The following is a 17,868-nucleotide window of genomic DNA, read 5'->3' as shown; positions in this document are numbered from 1 at the left end:
TAAACGGGATAACGTTTAAACGCTTCACCAATGCCATCGCCGTCACAACCCAGAACCACGCTTTTGTACGGACGAAGATGCACCATTGAGGGAACGGTCTTAACTGTCAAGACACAATGCGAGTATAAGCTTTTTCTGTCCTTTTTATTTCGTTTCTTTCATCTATCGTGGACATATCGTCCATCAACCGCTTTTGTCATTCTCCGAACACAAAGAGTAAGAAATAAACCGATTTATCCAGAAAGAGGCAGTAGAGAAAATTGATTTATGCTATCTATTAAATTATGTAATCCTAGCAATAAATAAGAATTAGGAAATACTTCTCTTCTAACCAGGGAAAAATTAACCATAATAGAAGACTCGGTTGAACCAGGAGACGGACATACATTATTTGGTAGTAATGCATTGTAATGGTAATCTAAAAGTCGAAACATTTTAGGAATTATAGCCGAGCTAATGAACTGCCCCAAATGCCAATCAGCTCGAATCATCAAATACGGTTCTACCCATTACGGTAAACCAAGATTCCGCGGTCAAGAATGTGGACGACAATTTGTCGAGAATGCTAGCCGTCAACCCATTGAGGAGGCAACTCGCAGCAATTCTCATTTTGAAACCTGAACGAAAGAAAATACAGAATGAAAAATGAGAAACAGGAACTTGTGCGCGAAAAATTTTTGCGCACAAAGCGAAGAGTTAATTAATTGTGAGCCAAAGTAAGCTTAGAAGCAGCCATCATTTCCGAGGAAGTTCATTTTGAGCCATGAAAAAGCCGAGTAATACTTGGAACGACTGCCTTTTACTTTAATCTAATTCATCCTTCTCTTAATCAGAGTGGTTTTTGTTAGCAAATAACTTTCGCTAACAAATGTTCATTTCTCATCTATTTTTCTCTGGGAATTTTTAAAATGAGAATTGCTGGGCAACTCGCCAGTTGATTGATAAGCTGCTACTCGAACGTCTATCGTTGGCAGCAATCGCCAGAGTCTCAGGTGTTGCTCAACGTTGGTTACAAATGTACGTCAATCAGAAATTTTATCAAATCCCTAGGACTGTTAACGTTACCCAAAAAAAAGAGGTAGGCTGACGATTCAATTAGACGAGATGTGGTCATTTCTGGGTTCCAAGAAGAACAAGCAATGGATCTGGTTGGCTATTGATGCCGAGAGCCGCGAAATTGTCGGGGTATTTGTTGGCGAGCGCTCTCGGCAGTCAGCGCCGCCGCTTTGGCAATCTTTGGGGGTGATTTATCCTCAGTGTGCGGTCTGTTACACCGACTTTTGGGAGGCTTACGAACAGGTGCTACCAAGTAAGCCTCATCGGGCTGTTGGTAAAAACACAGGTAAAACCAATTACGTTGAGCGATTTAACAATACCTTGCGGCAACGAGTGGGTCCCTTAGTTCGCAAGACCTTATCCTTCTCGAAAAAGTTGAGCAATCACATCGGCGCAATCTGGTACTTCGTTCATCATTACAATAGTCTTCTTCGAGCTTAACCATTACTATTCACCACTACCAAGAATTGATAGGTAAAGGATTTGCACCTATAAAAGCTAAACCAGAAAAACTAGCAACAGTCCGAGCAAAACTCACCCCAATTTCTCAAATACAAGCTGATTTATCCAGTTATTTTCAGGAACTTCGAGACCCGAGAGTTAATCGAACGAAAAAACACTACACTTGTTACAAGATATTTTAGTCATTGCCATTTTGGCTGTAATCGCTGGAGGTGAAGGCTGGGAAGATATCGAAAATTACGGTTATGCCAAGCAACAGTGGTTAGAAGAATTTTTAGAATTACCTAATGGAATACCGAGCGACGATACTTTTCGTCGGGTTTTTGAGAGGCTCTTATGACCGTGAAGGGGGTCTAAAAGCCTTACATCTAGTAACAGCATGGGCTGCGGAACACAAGTTAATTTGAGGACAAGTTAAAGTCGAAGACCATTCTAATGAAATAACGGCTATTCCAGCCTTATTGGAGTTAATTGATGTTACCGGGGCAATTGTGACTATTGATGCCATGGGAACTCAAACTGAAATTGTGCCCTTAATTGGTGCTAAAAAAGCTGACTATATCTTGGCACTCAAAAGCAATCATCCCACTCTTCACCAAGAGGTCAAAAATTGGTTCGTTCGAGCCCGCGCCTCCAACTTTGAAGGCATTAAAGTCTCTCATGACCGTCGCGTGGAAAAAGGACATCATCGTACCGAAAAACTACTGGTTTGGGCTGTTCCTCTCTCCGAGTTTGGGGGTCTCTACCAACAAGAACAGTGGTCAGGTCTTCAAACTATTGTCATGGTGGAAAGAACCCGCCATCTCTGGAATCAAGTTACTCATGAACTCCAGTTTGATCTTTCTTCTCTACCCGCAGACCCTCAGAATCTTGGCAATGCAATTCGGACCCATTGGGGAATTGAAAACCAAGTCCATTGGTCTCTCGAGGTAACTTTTAGTGAGGATGACTGTCGCATTCGCTCAGGAAACGCACCTCGCAATTTCGCTCTCCTGAGACCCATGGCAGTTAATGCCTTGAATCTAGAGAATACTCTAGCGCGATCGCTGCGACAAAAAAGCAAGCGAGCATCTATGAATAATGATTATATGATGACTGTTCTACAATCCTTTTGTCAATAGGGTTTGAGATGCTCTTACCCTGACGTCCTTGGGAAAGTTATCTGACTCAAAATGAATCGGTGAAAGTTACTCCGAGCTTGGTTCAAAGAGACTTTTCTCGAATAATTTCGCAGATTGAGACATCTGCCAAATCTCCCAAACGCCGAGGTTATTCTTCTGGATGTATTAAAGGGTATAAAAAGTTCCACGAGTTCGTCATCAAGTTATCAAAAAACAGAGAAAAAAATCAAAATATTCGTCAAAAGTTGCTTAGCTTTTGAGAAAGATATTGTCAAATTACTATTTCTGAGCTTTTTATCTAGCTGAGACTAAGGAGATATTGTCCCTCGATAATTTGCGTAATTATTACGCAAATTATTTTTCTCTTTGTCCAAAGTCCAATATCTAGCTATCCACAGATTTATATCACTACCAAATCAGTTAGTAGTTCAATTGGATTGAGAGACAAATTGTTGGAATCAAAGAAATCGCTAACAGTTTTTCTGAGTACTTGAGTCATTTCTTGAGTAAATAATCTTGCCATTTGAGGAGTGTCCAAAAAAGTATCTCTTTCAAAACTTTCAAGTGGAAGGCCGGCATGATTAGATTCTGGAAAAAGATCGAGGGACTCCAAATTACCTGAAAAATCTTGTAGGTTTCCAGAATTTTTATCGAGTTTAACTGTCCAGCCGTCTGCTGCACCTGTATTAGTTTCTCCGAGAGAGCCTTCAGTAATTCCCGTCACGTAAACATTACCTACGTTATCATCACTGATAGCGTGAGCATAATCGAGATCGGGAGTACCGAACTGCTCGAGCCATTGGCGATCGCCATTACGGCTGTACTTAGCTACCCAAACATCATAAGAACCCGCGTTATTTCCTGCTAGGTCATTATCGGTATGTCCTGTTAAAAATATATCCCCATCGGAGTCAACTTCGAGATCGCCAAACAAAAGACTATCATCACCTTGAGTACCAAACTGCTCGAGCCATTGGCGATCTCCGTTACGGTTGTATTTAGCTAGCCAAACATCGTAAGAACCCGCGTTATTTCCGCCTAGATCGCCTAAAGTCCATCCCGTGACATAAATATTGCCTTGACTATCGGTATCGATCCCCCAAGGAAACTCATAATCTTCTGTGCCAAACTGTTCTATAAACTGTAGTTCGCCATCGTTGTTGTGTTTGGCTATCCAAACATCATAAATTCCCGAATTGTTTCCTCCCAAATCTCCTAAAGTCCATCCCGTAGAATAAACGTTACCATCAAGATCGACAGCTACATCGTAAGCTTCGTCATATTGATTTGTTCCGAACTCACTAAACCACTGTCGGTTGCCATTGCTGTCATATTTAGTGACCCAAGAATCATCAGTTTGAGAGTTTCGAGTCTCTTCGATTGTATAGCCCGAAAGATAAACATTACCATCACCGTCAACATCGATGGCAAACGTTCGATTAATTAGTTCTGTACCAAACTGTTCGAGCCAAATTTGATTGCCGTCGCTGTCATACTTAGCTAACCAAACATCAGCAACTTCTGCATCTTTACTGTCTCCTAAATTACCCTCGGTATATCCCGCCACATATAAATTACCGTGATTATCTGTGACCAGACCGCTAATCCACTCAGAGTTGGCACTACCAAACTGTCTAGTCCAAACTTGATTGCCATTACTATCGTATTTCGTCACAAAAGAATCATACGCACCAGCATTTTCCCCTTCTAGAGAACCAGTAGTCGCTCCTGCTATATAAACATTGCCTAACAAGTCTGTAGCATTACTTGTAGATAACTCATTTCCAGTAGTGCCTATTAGTTTTGCTTCTCTCGAAAATGATACGGGTGGAGGAGTAGTGCCTTCAAATTGAAATAAGTCATCTTCTAAATCTAGGTTATCTACTAAGGGTAGAAAAGCAATGAGGTCTCGATTAATATTTTCTCGCCAAAAAATTGCCGTACCGAGTTCTGCGTCATTTAAACTTATTTCTTCTAAAAAATAATTTTCCTCATTACCATGTAGCTGAATGATATCTCGATTGGAATCTAGATCGACAATTGTCACAAATTCATCTAAACCAAACTGAGATGGTTGGCTATCTACATAATAAGGCTGTTGCCAATCGCCCAGAATAAATCTATTTTGCCAATTGCGATTGGATTGAGGCTGTTGTCCTTCTAATAGAGGAACTTCAAGATCGCTAATCCAAATGTCAACTTTTTGTCGACCGTCGTTATTAACTCCATTAACTCCAGGATTGTAGGTCATTATGCTGTCATTTCCGTCACGAGTATAGACTAATTGACTATCGGAAACGCCAAAAGTATAGTCACTGCCAGGAGTCCATATTTGGGATATTTGGGTATTAGCCATTTTAATTTTTTTGGTAAGTAAAAAATTTAATTTAATATTTGAGAGTTTTTGAACGAAAATGAAATATCTTGAATCGAAAGAAGAATATAGCGTTCCTCAGATGAGTGAGGTACAGTCTTTTTAAGAAGAAATGATGAAGCTAGGAGAGAATCTAGCTTTAGTGAGACTTTATGCCCGTGCGCTTAAAGGAAAAAGAGCCACGGGAGTTCGACCTCAGAAGCGAGGAAAAAATATCTCGATGATTGGTGCTATTGCACTTAAAGGAGTTATTGCTTCGGCTAACATCTATGGGGCTTGTGATCGCATCATTGACTAAACCTTGCCAAAGAAGATTTTTAGCTTGTCTTAACCTTCGATGACTTTCTCCCACTTTATGAAGATTCTCGATTAAGTGATACCAATCTAAAACCTTCCTTCTTTGCTCTGGTTCACCAATCTGCTCGATTAAATTCCACACTCCATCATGACCATCTCGCAGACAAATTATATTCCTACTTTCTTTCCTCCTGCTATGCTGAAAAAAATCACCTATCTCTGGAGCTAACGCTATAATTGGTTTTGTACTTGGTTTCAATACTGAAGAATTTATCTTCAGTATTGAAACCTTGAAATTGCTAATATAGCCCCTCAACTTTCAGAGTGAATTAAAAATCTAGTAAAGTTCCATCTGCTGCTGAAAACCGAGCTATCCAACCATCAAAGGACCCATCATTAGTAGAGCCTAAAGAACCTTCGGTAACTCCTGTGACAAAAACCTTGCTACCACTATCACTAATGCTAATTTCATAAGAATTATCAAGCTCAGAAGTCCCAAATTGCTCGAGCCAAAGTTGATTGCCGTCACTATCATATTTAGCAACCCAAGCATCATAAGACCCTGCATTACTTCCTCCTAAGTCACCATCGGTATATCCTGTCAGGTAATAATTACCCAAATCGTCAACTTCAACATCTACAGCTGCATCATCTCCTCCCGTGCCAAACTGGTCGAGCCAAAGTTGATTGCCGTCACTATCATATTTAGCAACCCAAGCATCATAAGACCCTGCATTACTTCCTCCCAAGTCACCAAGAGTCCATCCTGTAATATAAAGATCGTCATTTGGGTCGGTAGCAACATCCCATGACCAATCAAAAGTATTAGTGCCAATCTGTTCGATCCACTGCTGACTACCATCGGAATCGTATTGGGCTAGCCAAATATCGTAAGTTTCTTCACCGTTGGAATTCAAGTTATTGGACGCGCCTAAATTTCCTCTTGTCCATCCTGTAGTGTAAATGTTATCTTCACTGTCGATGTCGAGACCAAAAGTCTCGTCTCCTTCATTAGTACCAAATTGTTCGATCCATAATTGATTCCCTCGATCATCATACTTAGCAATCCAAGCATCGGCACTAGGAGGAATTTCTGTATCCACATTGGGAGCACCTAAGTCATCATTAGTGTAGCCAGCGATAACAATATTGTTAGAGCTATCAACTTTTGGATTGACAAATGGATTATCATTGCCCGGACTGCCAAATTGAGTTTGCCATAGTTGTCTTCCCGAACGATTGTATTTGCTAAGTACAACATCGTTACCTATTCCTGTATTATCACCTGCCACGCTGCCATTTGTTCTTGACAGTAAATAGACATTACCTGCCGAATCGGTTTCAATACCATAAGCATTCTCAATAGATGTAGTTCCGAATTGTCTAGTCCATTGTTGGGTGCCTTTGTTATATCTAGTCATAAAACTATCTAAAGCACCGAAATCGCGTCTTCCAAGAGGACCACTAGTGTATCCTGCGATTAAAGTTGATTTAGAGAGGTCTTTACTGTTAGTAATGGTAAAAGGAAAATCAATGCCAGCAGTTCCAAATTGTTCGATTTCCCTCGAATTTGGCCGTGCCGCCGAACCATCCACAAATTTAAAGTACTCAGCATCCAAGCTTAATCCACTAGCATTAGTAACATTAGCAATTAGTTCGTTACTGATTTCTCCATTTAGAAATATTGCCGTTCCAGTCGATCCTTGTTCGGCAAGATTGACCAGAGTATAGTCTTCTGGGCTGCCATGAAGTTGAATGATATCTTGTGCGGGATCAAAATCGAATAAAAGAGCTAGATCCCTGTCGCCAGTGGTATTAGCATTGCCATCGTCGTAGTAGGGTTTATTGCGATCGCCTAAGATAAAACGATCTCTTTCACTTCCTCCACTCAATAGGTCTTTTTCTCCCAGTCCTGGAAGATTTAGTTCGGGATCGACACCTAAAATTACATCACTGCCTTCCCGACCTAAGATAATATCTGTTCCCGTACTACCAAATTGGAAAGCATCACTTGCAGGAGTGCCAGCTACAACAAGGTCGTTAATAAAAGCAATCACCGGGTCCAAAAGCTCATCTGGTATTGGTAAGTCTGGTGCGGTGTCGTCTACTTCATCCTCTAATTCTACGACCATTGCTTCTTCTATATCTTCTAATCCTTCTTCTCGTTGTTCGTCAGTGGTATCGCTACTATCAAAAGTGCGGATTAATTCTTCTCCTATATTTGTGATTTGTGGTACAAGTTCCGTGTAATCTACTAAGAAATAGGCAGCGATTTCTTCTATTAAGTTTTGAGATAAATCGGAGAAAGGAGTGGAGTTAATCGTATTTAGATCGATAGCCATATTGATTTAGTTTCCTTTGGGTAGGCTTTAGGACTGTTAATTTTTTGAAAATGTCGCTCGTTTTTCAACCTCTTCATGGCTTCATGGCTCACAATTACTGCAATTTTCCATCTGCCATTTTTTCTCAGCCAAATAGCAATGAATCAGTAGCTCTGACTCGAGTTTTAGCTTGTTACTCATTAGTTAACTGCAACAAAAGTGTTTTCAACTAATTGAGACTAATTGAGTTAGTTTGTCTGTCTAACATCGAGCCAGACCGAGCAAACTAACTTAGGACAGACTGTACTTTGAGAACGAATAGTTGAAAAAAAATTGAGAAGATACTAAAAAAATAGTTAGATTTAACTTTTGTTGTTTGGTATCTTCCTATCCAAATCGAGGCAAATAAACTAGGATAATGCTAGAGCTTTACTAAGATTTTCTTTACTCATTTAAGAGTATGTGCTCGATTGTGTCTATTGAAAAAATCTACAAAAAATCTACATTTTATGAATATTTTCTGACGGGGCTAAGTTGCTGCATTTAATCCGCTAATCCATGCCAAACTCCTTGCGACGTTTTGCGGGGTAATAGTTAACCTCAGTTCGGGTTAAGCAGATTGAGGTAAAAGCCAGTCTAGGTGAAGACTAGGCTCTGGCTGATGGACACATCTTTGTGAATCCCTTGAAAATTCGTACAATTACAATCTCCAAAACACGTAATATCAATGACTTGACGGAGGCGCGATCGCTCGACCGACTATATACTTTGAGCGTTAAAAAGTATCCCTATTATGTAGTGGTGATATAAATCTCTGGAAAGGGGGATGAGCGATGATTTGATTCGGGTTAAGGTGACAAATGAAGAACTCAAATTAACTTTTCGATGACTGTTTAGCTCGCTGTTGAATGTCCCCATTGCCTTGGCACTGATGTGGTTAAAAATGGCAAGTCAGGAGAAGGAAAGCAACGATATCTTTGTCAGAATAAAGACTGTAATCGCCGTAGTTTCATTCGTGATTATAGTTACAATGGATGTCGAAAACAAGTCAAAAGGAAAATTCCTAGAATGGTAGTTAATGGGAGTAGAATTATCCCTCTCCTAAGAAACAAAATCAGTTACAGAGGGTGAGACGGACTGAGGAGTCAAATCAAAGCCGAGAGAGTCAGCAATTCTCATTTTGAAACCTGAACGAAAGAAAATACAGAATGAAAAATGAGAAACAGGAACTTGTGCGCGAAAAATTTTTGCGCACAAAGCGAAGAGTTAATTAATTGTGAGCCAAAGTAAGCTTAGAAGCAGCCATCATTTCCGAGGAAGTTCATTTTGAGCCATGAAAAAGCCGAGTAATACTTGGAACGACTACCTATTACTCTGTAGAGCTATAAAGGGCGCGAATTGGTTCTGGTTCAACAGTCGCGAAATTTAGCTAGAATTAACCCTGTCAGTTGCTTTTCCCTCCCTCAGCATAAACTCCCACAAAGTCTGCCAACTCTCAAACCATAAATATCTGGTTAGTGCCCGAACATCATTGAAGAAAGTTTGGCGAGTAACTAACATCGAGCGAACGGCACGATAAGTGATGTGGACTAAATCCCAACTGGTGTGGAAGAGATAAGCTAACCAATTAAGGCAGAATAGAAGTTCCGCCTGGTGGTTTTCACCGTGACCCAAGTTGTGTTCGAGATGATAGCCTTTAGTTTTGAGAATATTATTCCCTTCATTTTCGAGCTTCGAGCGCGCACGAGCAGCAGTGACAATCTCGATCGCATTCTGTCGCTCGATTTCATGGCAAGTAGCAAAGGCATTGTAATACAAGGTTTTCTCGTCGCTGGTATCTGTAACCGTTACCTCACACCAGTTTACGTCCAGGGCTGGTTGGGTAGCTCTGAGGGGAATTTTATTCACAAAGCGGTAGTAGTAAGACAAACATTTTCGTCCTCGAATCTCCAACTGGGTTAGAGTTTTCACCTCCCCGACTCGTTCGAGGTAATCCACCCACTCATAAAGTTCTGAATGAGATGTACGCTTACAGACAAAGATAAAATGATAACCATGAGCCAAAGCCGTTTCACAGATGGGTTGATTGCAGTAGAGGTCATCCCCAAGTAAAGTTACAGGGAGGTCTTCTGGGTCGCGGGGATGAGCAGCAATCCAACGCTTAGCGGCAGCGTTCTCCCAGTCTTGTTTATCATGACCATCTTGGGAAGTGATGAATTCTGGTTCTAAACTGATGAGCTGTGGTCGTCCTGGAGCCACCAGTACCGGAGTAACCGCAGCATGAAAATAGGTAGTACTGCCGTTTTTATGAGTCCGATGGCAACAATGACAACAGTGAATCTTCTTGGAGGAGAAATATTCAGTTCCATCAAGTGTCAGCAAAAATCCTCCACCGAAGCAACGATAGGGCGATAGGTTCCCTGTCTTGGACAAACCATTATAGACTGAGCGAAAAACGCCAAATACCGTCGAAGCTGGCACCAAATTGAGCAGGGTGCGAATCTGAGGATCACAGGGGATGTTCTCGATGCCAAACAAACTCTGGGCATTATTTTTCCCTTTCTGACTTTTCATCAAACGTTGATGGTCTAAAAAAGAAGGAGATTGCATAAAAAATACAGAAAATGCACTTAAGTGAGCTTCTTCAACCGTATATTTAGTATTATTGCTTGGTTTTCGTTCCTCGGGAAGATTATTTAACTCGGCACTCAGCATCGATAGTAATTCAGGCATTCCTATTGCTAGACCCATGTTGCTACTCTGTGAGAATTTAATGCCTTTTACTTTAATCTAATTCACCCGAATCTTAATCAGAGTGGTTTTTGTTAGCAAATAACTTTCGCTAACAAATGTTCATTTCTCATCTATTTTTCTCTGGGAATTTTTAAAATGAGAATTGCTGATTGGAGCCTTGAAAATCAGCTTCATTGGACTTTAGATGTCACCTTCAATGAAGCTCGTTCTCGGATTCGCTCAGGTTACAGTCCCCGCAATTTCGCTTTCCTGAGACGACTGGCACTTAATGCTCTCAATCTAAAGACAACTTTCAAGCGTAGTCTTCGCCAAAAAAGAACACCAGCTGCAATGAACAATAATTACATGGTGACGGTTCTCAATGCCTTCTGTCAAGCCTGATTGAGATGAGCTTACCCTGTGAGTGGGTCGAGCGGTTAATGATACTGACTCCCAATAAATTACCTTTTTATCAACAGGGTATTAGGGCTAAAACGTTGATTATTTCATCTTTTTAAGCTTGCTGTCACCCCATGAGCTCGTGTTTTTTAAGGATCAAATAGTTGCGATCGCTATAGTTGACACACCAGTTTGGTTCGATAACAATGGTGTTGGTTGGTTCGACAATAATCGCCACACCCGTGAGGCGATCGCCCGGCTGTAAGTCCTCGCGTCGATAAACTGAGGCATCGTGCCATTTTTCTCGAGCAAACATCTTCACTGTAGTGATCGCCGATGGTGCTTCATCTAAAGACCTAGTGCGAGTTACTACAGGTTCTTCAGGTGTAGGCATTTTTCGAACCACTTCCACTGAAGCCGATTCGACGATTAGGCTTTTTTCAGGTTGAATAAAACCATAGCGAGATTTATGTTCGGTTTCAAATTCGCGCTGCATTACAGCGACATCGGTAGCAAAATCGACCGTCAGAGTAGAGTCCGATCCTTCATATTTTAAATTCAGCTTGTGCAAGATCTTCTCGGTGGTAATTTTGTCCTCGGAACCGAGTTCGTTTTTGCCTCTAGTTTTTAGAGACTGCATTAACGAGACAAGCTGAGAAATAAGCTCGTCGGTGAGAATTCGCTCTACCGACTCGACTTTAGTCACCCTCATATCTGCTAAACCGATACCATAAGCAGAAAGAACTCCTGCATAAGGATGAATGAAAATCTTGTCAATGCCTAAAGTATCGGCAATTAAACAAGCAACCTGCGCTCCCGCACCGCCAAAACAGCAGAGGACATAATTAGCCAAATCGTAACCTCGTTGCAAACTAATCTTTTTAATGGCATTAGCCATATTCATCACGGCAATAGCAATAAATCCTGCTGCTACTAGTTCGGGAGTAGCAGATTTCCCCGTAGTGCTGGCAATTGCTGAATTTAACTCGCTAAATTTTTTCACTACAACTTCTTTATCCAGAGACAAATTACCCTCTTCACCAAACACCGCAGGAAAATATTGGGGTTGAATTTTGCCCAACATCACATTGGCATCGGTTACTGTAAGATTTCCACCACGTCGATAACAGGCAGGACCTGGGTTGGAACCAGCAGACTCTGGACCGACGCGATAGCTAGAACCATCGAAAGAAAGTATCGAGCCACCGCCAGCCGCTACGGTATGAATTGCCAGGACGGGAACTCGCATTCTTGCTCCCGCAATTTCTAAATCTAGATTTCGTTCGTATTCACCGTTAAAATGAGCTACATCGGTACTAGTACCGCCCATATCGAAGGTGATAACGGAGTTAAACCCCGCCCTTTTACTGGTCTGTACTGCACCGACAATACCCCCAGCAGGACCACTGAGAATGCTATCTTTACCTTGAAACTTGGTGGCTGAAACCAATCCGCCATCGGACTTCATGAACATTAACTTGACATTGGGTAACTGACTTGCGACCTGCTCGACATAACGCCTTAAAATTGGGGTTAAATAAGCATCTACTACTGTAGTATCGCCACGACTGACAAACTTAATCAAGGGACTTACCTGATGGGATACGGATATTTGGGTAAAGCCAATTTCCTTTGCCAGTTGAGCTACCTGCCGTTCGTGGTCGGGATAGCGATAGCCGTGCATCAGGACGATGGCACAACTGCGAATGCCCCGTTCGTAGGCGGTTTGTAAATCTCGTTTGACCGTTTCTGATGCGATCGCTTTTAGTTCTCGTCCGTCAGCATCGTAGCGTTCGTCTACCTCAATTACCGTCTCGTAAAGCATACTAGGTAAAACGATCTGACGGGCAAAAATATCGGGACGATTTTGATAGCCGATGCGCAAAGCATCTTTAAAGCCTTTGGTAATTAATAGTACCAGGCGATCGCCTTTTCGTTCCAGTAAGGCATTGGTTGCCACTGTCGTTCCCATTTTGACTACTTCAATCTCGTCCGTGGGAATGGGTTGGTTTGCCTCAATTCCCATTACATCCCTAATTCCCTGGAGCGCTGCATCGCGATAAAGTTCCGGATTTTCAGACAACAGCTTGTGAACGATAATAGTTTCTTGAGGTGTTTTGGCAACTATGTCAGTAAAAGTACCGCCGCGATCTATATAGAATTGCCAGCGTCCATTAGAATTAGCAGTCATAAGCAGTCAGTCGTTAGCAAAATGAATAAATGATATATTGAGATCGTAAACCCGATAGTAATTTTAAAATTAGCGGCAAGTCTGTTGCCGAGCAGTACTTTTAATCTTAATAGCGTTGAGTAACTAAAAGACAATGGCACGAGCTATTTGGAATGATGTAATTTTAGCCGAGAGCGATCGCACCGAAGTAGTAGAAGGAAACCAATATTTTCCTCCCGACTCGATCGATCGAAAATATTTTCAGCCGAGCAACACTCATACAACCTGTCCTTGGAAAGGACAAGCTAGCTACTACAATATCGTAGTCGATGGCAAAGAAAATCCCGATGCGGCTTGGTATTATCCTCAAGCTAAAGAAAAAGCCAAAAATATTGAAGGCTATGTTGCCTTTTGGAAAGGAGTAAAAGTAGAAAAATAGCTACAGTTACTGGATGTGGAGCCGAGCTTAGTTTATACTCGACTCCAAAATAGAGCAGCGCATCCAATTGTTTTAACTGAAATCTCTGAAAAGTTTTGCTGGAGAATTTTCTTCAAATCTTCTAAATTATCATCTTGATTGGTAAAGATGCCTTTTTTGTTATAAACCTCCATTAACCGTTGGGCTACAAAACTTCGTTTGACTCCTCCAGTTAGAAGAGTCGAACCAAATACTACTCCACCTGGATTGAGTAAATGCTTTACCTGCTCAAAAACGAATGCTTTCGTTAGCATCGTTCCAGGCAAACAGTGAAGTAAATAATTCAATCCCACTGAATCAAATCCTTGCTCGTCGAACTCGATTGGTTCTAAGACATTTCTTCTGTAAGTTTTCGGATGATAACGGGCAACTCGACGAGACGTTACTTCTAAACTATTGGGGTTTAAATCCATTAAACACAGTCGAGGGTTGCTAGTAGGAAAAGTGCAACAGTCTAGGAAAAATCCAGTTCCAATACCTAGATCGAGATGATTAGCTGAAATATGCCGATCGTAGAGTTCTACTAGGTGGGATGATGGACATTTCCAGATAAAGCGATTAGAAATTCCCAGCACCCAGAGGTCGTATATAGCTAGAGTTAGCTTAGTGTAAACAGCCTGTCCCGCCTCTACTTGTTTGGTAATTTCTGTCATCTTTATCTTTTACTCAATATTGCTAAATTGAGCTAGCAACCGGCTCAGTAGTTTGCCCTTGTCCCATGCGCCTACCCTTCATCACCATCTTCACCCCACCAGCAGGGGAGAGGTTAACACCTCGGCGCTGAGGTCGGACGGGTCTATTATCAGCTAGCGCCAGTTGATAATTTGATAGAATAGTTGCCAATATTAGCTTCATTTCAAACATAGCCAAAGCAGCGCCAAGGCAGCGACGGCTACCGCCGCCAAAGGGCAAATACTCATAAGGGGAATATTGCCGTTCTAAAAATCGTTCCGGTTTAAATTGCTTTGGTTCTGGATAGAGATCCTCTCGCTGATGGACGAGATAAATACAGGGAGACAGGCTAATATCGGTTTCAAACTGATAGTCCAGCACTTGGAAGGGGTCTTTCAAAATTCGGGAGAAAGCAATGAATGCCACTGGATAAATCCGCAGCGTCTCCTGACACACAGCCGTCAGATAAGGCAGGCGGAAAATCTCGATCGGGTCGGGGTTTTCACCAAGGCGGTCGAGTTCTTGCAGTAGCCGATCCCGCACCTGGGACTGGTGATGAATCCAGTAAAAAGCCCAAGATAGAGCTGTGGAAGTGGTTTCGTGACCAGCTAACAGTAGTGTAATCAGTTCGTCGCGCAACTCCACATCTGTCATTCCCTCTCCTTGCTCGTCGACAGCTGAGATCATTAAAGAGAGAATATCGGTACGCACGGGGTCATTGTGCGATCGCCTTTCCTGAATTTCAGCATAGAGTAGTTCGTCAATTTGTTGCCGGATGCCAAGAAAGCGTCCCCAAGGACTCCAAGCTCCTAAATCCTTTTGCAGGAACTTGAAAAACAGCAAGCTGGAGCCCAAAGGAGAATTTGTAAGTTCTAGGAATGCTACCAGAAGTTGTCTCAGTTGCTCGTAACGTGGTCCTTCATGGATTCCAAATACCACTTGCAAGATGACTCGCAGACTAATTTCTTGCATGGATTCTCGGACAGAGAAGGGTTGGTCAATAATCCACTTGCTGCTGACTTGTTGAGTAAGAAGACAAATTAGCTCCCCATAGACTCGCATTCGTTCCCCATGAAAGGGTGGCATCAACAGTTTTCGTTCCCGATTGTGGCGATCGCTATCCAACAGAAGTAAGGAGTTTTCTCCCAATAGTGGTTGTAAAAACCTATTATCTCGACCAGAGTCAAACCCCTTGGGGTCAGCGGTGAAAATCTCTTGAATTGCTCGGGGGTTGCTGACGAATACTACTGGGAAAGGAAAAACTCGACCCAAGTGAGCGGTGAAGACATCCCCATAGCGTTGGGCACAGGTTTCTAGATACCCTATCGGATCGGCAATCCATTGAATTAGCTGCAACCAGGGGGGAGTTTTCGGACCGTCAGGTAATTTCATTATCCTTTTCTAGCTGTATAGAGGTCTTCGGAATTTCAATGGGTGGGGCAATTGTCAAACTGCGCCACTGCTGAATGGAGCTAACAACAGACAGACAAACATCGGTCAATCATCTACTTATACTTACTACTTATACTTACTACTGATGGCGATCGCCATCCAACAACAACCAACAACAATAGGTTGCTTTTCTTAAAAATTGAAACCCTACATTTATTTATTCGGGTAGCAATTGTTGGTTTATGCATTAATTATTTATTTGCCGAAATTTAATTTCATACCCAAAGTGCGATCGCGCTAACTATTCTACATAAAATGCCAACACAGCTATAGAGTACAGGACTTACGCAGTTGAATGAAATTTCGTTGTTTGAGCAGCGAGTCAGGTAAATCAAGGTTTAGAGTGCTGAAGTGCGTAAGTCCTGGAGTAATGGATACCAGTAGAAGAATTGCCTCACTCCACATCAAAGAAAATCGCTAAAATTTTAAATATTTTCGTTAAGTCGATTTTTATTTAATAATTCTCAACAATATAACTACAAAAAAATAGAAATAAAATAAAATAGATTTTTATACTTTCAGTACTTGATATTCCTTATCTATCAAGAGTTGTAATGTAAAATTATTTTGTCTATTTTTAAGAAAATAATTTATTTATATCTTTAGTACGATTATTTATACTGTAATCAATTAATATCATAATAAATAGAATAAGAAACAAATAAACTGCTTTGTCGGATGGGGGTTTTACCGCTGTGACCCATTGCTTTTTACCAAAGGAGAGCGAATTGTCAGGTAAAAAGACGATAAAGTAAATCTAAAGTTGACTGAGGCGTTGCAGAGTTTTTATCGCTTCCTCTGCTTAACTGCCATCGAGGTGAGGCGCAATCCTCAATCAGAGCGGTCTGAGATGGCAGGCGTAATTATGTCAATTTTGAACCAACTTCATGATTGTGATAATTTTGGCTCTTATTTTGTTCTGCCTACTTAATCTTTCTAGGCAAATTAATTTTTTTTAAAGTTACAGATATTAAATCTCCTCGTATTTTCTGACTCGCTCGCGATTTTTCGTCACAGTCGATCTGAATTGAGTCCGAATCCCTAGTAGCTTGCCAAATCTAGTTATTCGTTCAGAATCGTGTTATAAGATATAGCTGATAATAGCCTACTTTTTCGAGAAAGAATTACAGCTATCTTAGAATCTAGGCGATCGCTAACATAAAACACATCGATGAAAACTTTACAAATCGGGTTGGGTTGGTTTCCAGAATGCGCCGGTGGTTTAGATCGTTACTATTATGACTGTGCCAATCATTTATCTCAAGCCAATATCGAATTTAGCGGTTTAGTCGTAGGTTCGGAAAACTTAGAGCGTGATTCGCAAGGTAAAGTCAAAGCGTTTGCCACAGCAGATGCTTCTCTCATACAACGCTGGCTTAAAATTAGAAAGAATTTTCAACAGCTAATTATCCAACATGAATACGATTTAATTGTTTCTCACTTTAGCCTTTTTGCCTTTCCTTTATTAAATTCTTTGAAAAATCGTCCTTTAGTCACTCATTTTCACGGCCCCTGGGCATTAGAAAGCGATGTAGAAACTCAAAAGCCGCTCGCGATTAAGGTAAAAAAACTGGTCGAGCAATCAGTATACAGGCGATCGCGTCAGTTTATCGTATTGTCTAAAACCTTTCGCGATATTTTGCATCGAGAATATCGAGTATCTTTAGACAAAATTCATATTATCCCCGGTGGAGTAGATCTAGATCGCTTCAATATCGATCTTTCCACAACTCAAGCTCGTCTCAAACTCGGTTGGCGTTCAGACAGACCGACTATTTTCTGTATTCGCCGCCTCGCCAAGCGTATGGGACTAGAAAATTTAATTGCTGCCATCGCTATAGTACGCGATCGCCATCCCGAGCTCATGCTTTATATTGCTGGCAAAGGTGCATTGGCAGCAACTCTCGAAAAACAGATTGCCGAACTAGACCTGAATAATAATGTCAAACTCTTAGGATACGTCTCAGACGAGCGATTACCACTGTGCTATTGCGCTGCCGATTTTTCTGTCGTTCCTACCTTGTCGTTAGAAGGTTTTGGTTTGATTGTCGTCGAGTCTTTGGCTACCGGAACTCCAGTTTTAGGAACTTCAGTAGGAGGAATTCCCGAAATTTTGCAGCCTTTTTGTAAAGATTTGCTGTTTGAAGATTCTTCTCCTGAAAAATTAGCAGCGGGAATTAACGAGGCACTGTCTGGACAGAGAAAATTACCCAGTCAAGAAGCCTGTCTGACTTATGTTAAGGATAACTATAGCTGGAATAAAGTGGCTCGGCAGATTGCAGAAGTTTATCAACAAGCATTATAAAATCTTTGATTTTTGGTAACTGAATTAT

Annotated in this window: 10 protein-coding genes and 7 pseudogenes; 10 read left to right on the top strand and 7 right to left on the bottom strand. The window is 41.4% G+C overall.

What is annotated here, in order from left to right; all coding sequences use genetic code 11:
- The first annotated feature begins 456 nt into the window (after positions 1-456).
- From ACLFKQ_RS26425 to ACLFKQ_RS26410, 4 genes and pseudogenes are all read left to right on the top strand, one after another.
- Positions 457-621 (top strand): IS1/IS1595 family N-terminal zinc-binding domain-containing protein, encoded by a 165-nt coding sequence (locus ACLFKQ_RS26425; RefSeq protein ID WP_449002044.1) that lies wholly within the window; start codon positions 457-459, stop codon positions 619-621.
- A gap of 304 nt (positions 622-925) precedes the next feature.
- Positions 926-1,497 (top strand): annotated as a pseudogene (locus ACLFKQ_RS26420) (IS1 family transposase); the annotation flags it as partial.
- A 29-nt stretch (positions 1,498-1,526) separates the two neighbouring features.
- A pseudogene (locus tag ACLFKQ_RS26415) lies at positions 1,527-2,639 on the top strand (ISAs1 family transposase).
- A 23-nt stretch (positions 2,640-2,662) separates the two neighbouring features.
- Positions 2,663-2,892, top strand: a pseudogene (locus ACLFKQ_RS26410) (NF041680 family putative transposase); the annotation flags it as partial.
- A 147-nt stretch (positions 2,893-3,039) separates the two neighbouring features.
- Here the strand turns inward: ACLFKQ_RS26410 and ACLFKQ_RS26405 are convergent.
- Positions 3,040-4,995, bottom strand: a complete 1,956-nt coding sequence (locus ACLFKQ_RS26405) for an SBBP repeat-containing protein (protein WP_449002648.1) — start codon at positions 4,993-4,995, stop codon at positions 3,040-3,042.
- 142 nt (positions 4,996-5,137) lie between these two features.
- On the opposite strand from ACLFKQ_RS26405, the pseudogene ACLFKQ_RS26400 reads away from it, so the two are divergent.
- Positions 5,138-5,302 (top strand): annotated as a pseudogene (locus ACLFKQ_RS26400) (IS630-like element ISMae26 family transposase); the annotation flags it as partial.
- On the opposite strand, the pseudogene ACLFKQ_RS26395 reads toward ACLFKQ_RS26400, so the two are convergent.
- A pseudogene (locus tag ACLFKQ_RS26395) lies at positions 5,294-5,482 on the bottom strand (ISKra4 family transposase); the annotation flags it as partial. The pseudogenes ACLFKQ_RS26400 and ACLFKQ_RS26395 overlap by 9 nt on opposite strands.
- Positions 5,483-5,639: 157 nt before the next feature.
- The gene (locus ACLFKQ_RS26390) at positions 5,640-7,652 is read right to left on the bottom strand and encodes an SBBP repeat-containing protein (protein ID WP_449002647.1); all 2,013 of its coding nucleotides are present in this window, start codon (positions 7,650-7,652) and stop codon (positions 5,640-5,642) included.
- An 891-nt stretch (positions 7,653-8,543) separates the two neighbouring features.
- Here ACLFKQ_RS26390 and ACLFKQ_RS26385 point away from each other — a divergent pair.
- Positions 8,544-8,762, top strand: a pseudogene (locus ACLFKQ_RS26385) (IS1/IS1595 family N-terminal zinc-binding domain-containing protein); the annotation flags it as partial.
- Positions 8,763-9,056: 294 nt separating this feature from the next.
- Here ACLFKQ_RS26385 and ACLFKQ_RS26380 read toward each other — a convergent pair.
- Positions 9,057-10,382: an ISNCY family transposase gene (locus tag ACLFKQ_RS26380; protein ID WP_448998433.1), complete on the bottom strand. Its 1,326-nt coding sequence runs from the start codon at positions 10,380-10,382 to the stop codon at positions 9,057-9,059.
- Between the two features lie 153 nt (positions 10,383-10,535).
- Here ACLFKQ_RS26380 and ACLFKQ_RS26375 point away from each other — a divergent pair.
- Positions 10,536-10,766: pseudogene (locus tag ACLFKQ_RS26375) on the top strand (transposase); the annotation flags it as partial.
- Positions 10,767-10,890: 124 nt separating this feature from the next.
- Here ACLFKQ_RS26375 and ACLFKQ_RS26370 read toward each other — a convergent pair.
- Positions 10,891-12,954, bottom strand: coding sequence for a hydantoinase/oxoprolinase family protein (locus ACLFKQ_RS26370; protein ID WP_449002646.1), 2,064 nt, complete (start codon positions 12,952-12,954; stop codon positions 10,891-10,893).
- 133 nt (positions 12,955-13,087) lie between these two features.
- Between ACLFKQ_RS26370 and ACLFKQ_RS26365 the strand changes: the two genes are divergently transcribed.
- On the top strand, positions 13,088-13,372 hold the full coding sequence (locus ACLFKQ_RS26365; RefSeq protein ID WP_449002645.1) for a DUF427 domain-containing protein: 285 nt from the start codon (positions 13,088-13,090) through the stop codon (positions 13,370-13,372).
- Positions 13,373-13,404: 32 nt separating this feature from the next.
- Here the strand turns inward: ACLFKQ_RS26365 and ACLFKQ_RS26360 are convergent, their stop codons facing one another.
- Entirely contained in the window at positions 13,405-14,064 is a 660-nt protein-coding gene (locus ACLFKQ_RS26360) for a class I SAM-dependent methyltransferase (protein WP_449002644.1), read from the bottom strand.
- A gap of 22 nt (positions 14,065-14,086) precedes the next feature.
- The gene (locus tag ACLFKQ_RS26355) at positions 14,087-15,475 is read right to left on the bottom strand and encodes a cytochrome P450 (protein WP_449002643.1); all 1,389 of its coding nucleotides are present in this window, start codon (positions 15,473-15,475) and stop codon (positions 14,087-14,089) included.
- An 823-nt stretch (positions 15,476-16,298) separates the two neighbouring features.
- Here ACLFKQ_RS26355 and ACLFKQ_RS26350 point away from each other — a divergent pair.
- Positions 16,299-16,466 carry a hypothetical protein gene (locus ACLFKQ_RS26350; RefSeq protein WP_449002642.1) on the top strand — a complete coding sequence of 56 codons (168 nt, stop codon included), beginning with the start codon at positions 16,299-16,301 and terminating at the stop codon, positions 16,464-16,466.
- Positions 16,467-16,706: 240 nt separating this feature from the next.
- Positions 16,707-17,840, top strand: coding sequence for a glycosyltransferase family 4 protein (locus tag ACLFKQ_RS26345; RefSeq protein WP_449002641.1), 1,134 nt, complete (start codon positions 16,707-16,709; stop codon positions 17,838-17,840).
- The last annotated feature ends 28 nt before the right edge of the window (positions 17,841-17,868 follow it).

Source organism: Myxosarcina sp. GI1(2024) (assembly GCF_053543375.1).
The sequence above is the reverse complement of the archived record's forward strand: the minus strand, read 5'-3'. Positions and strand labels throughout refer to the sequence as shown.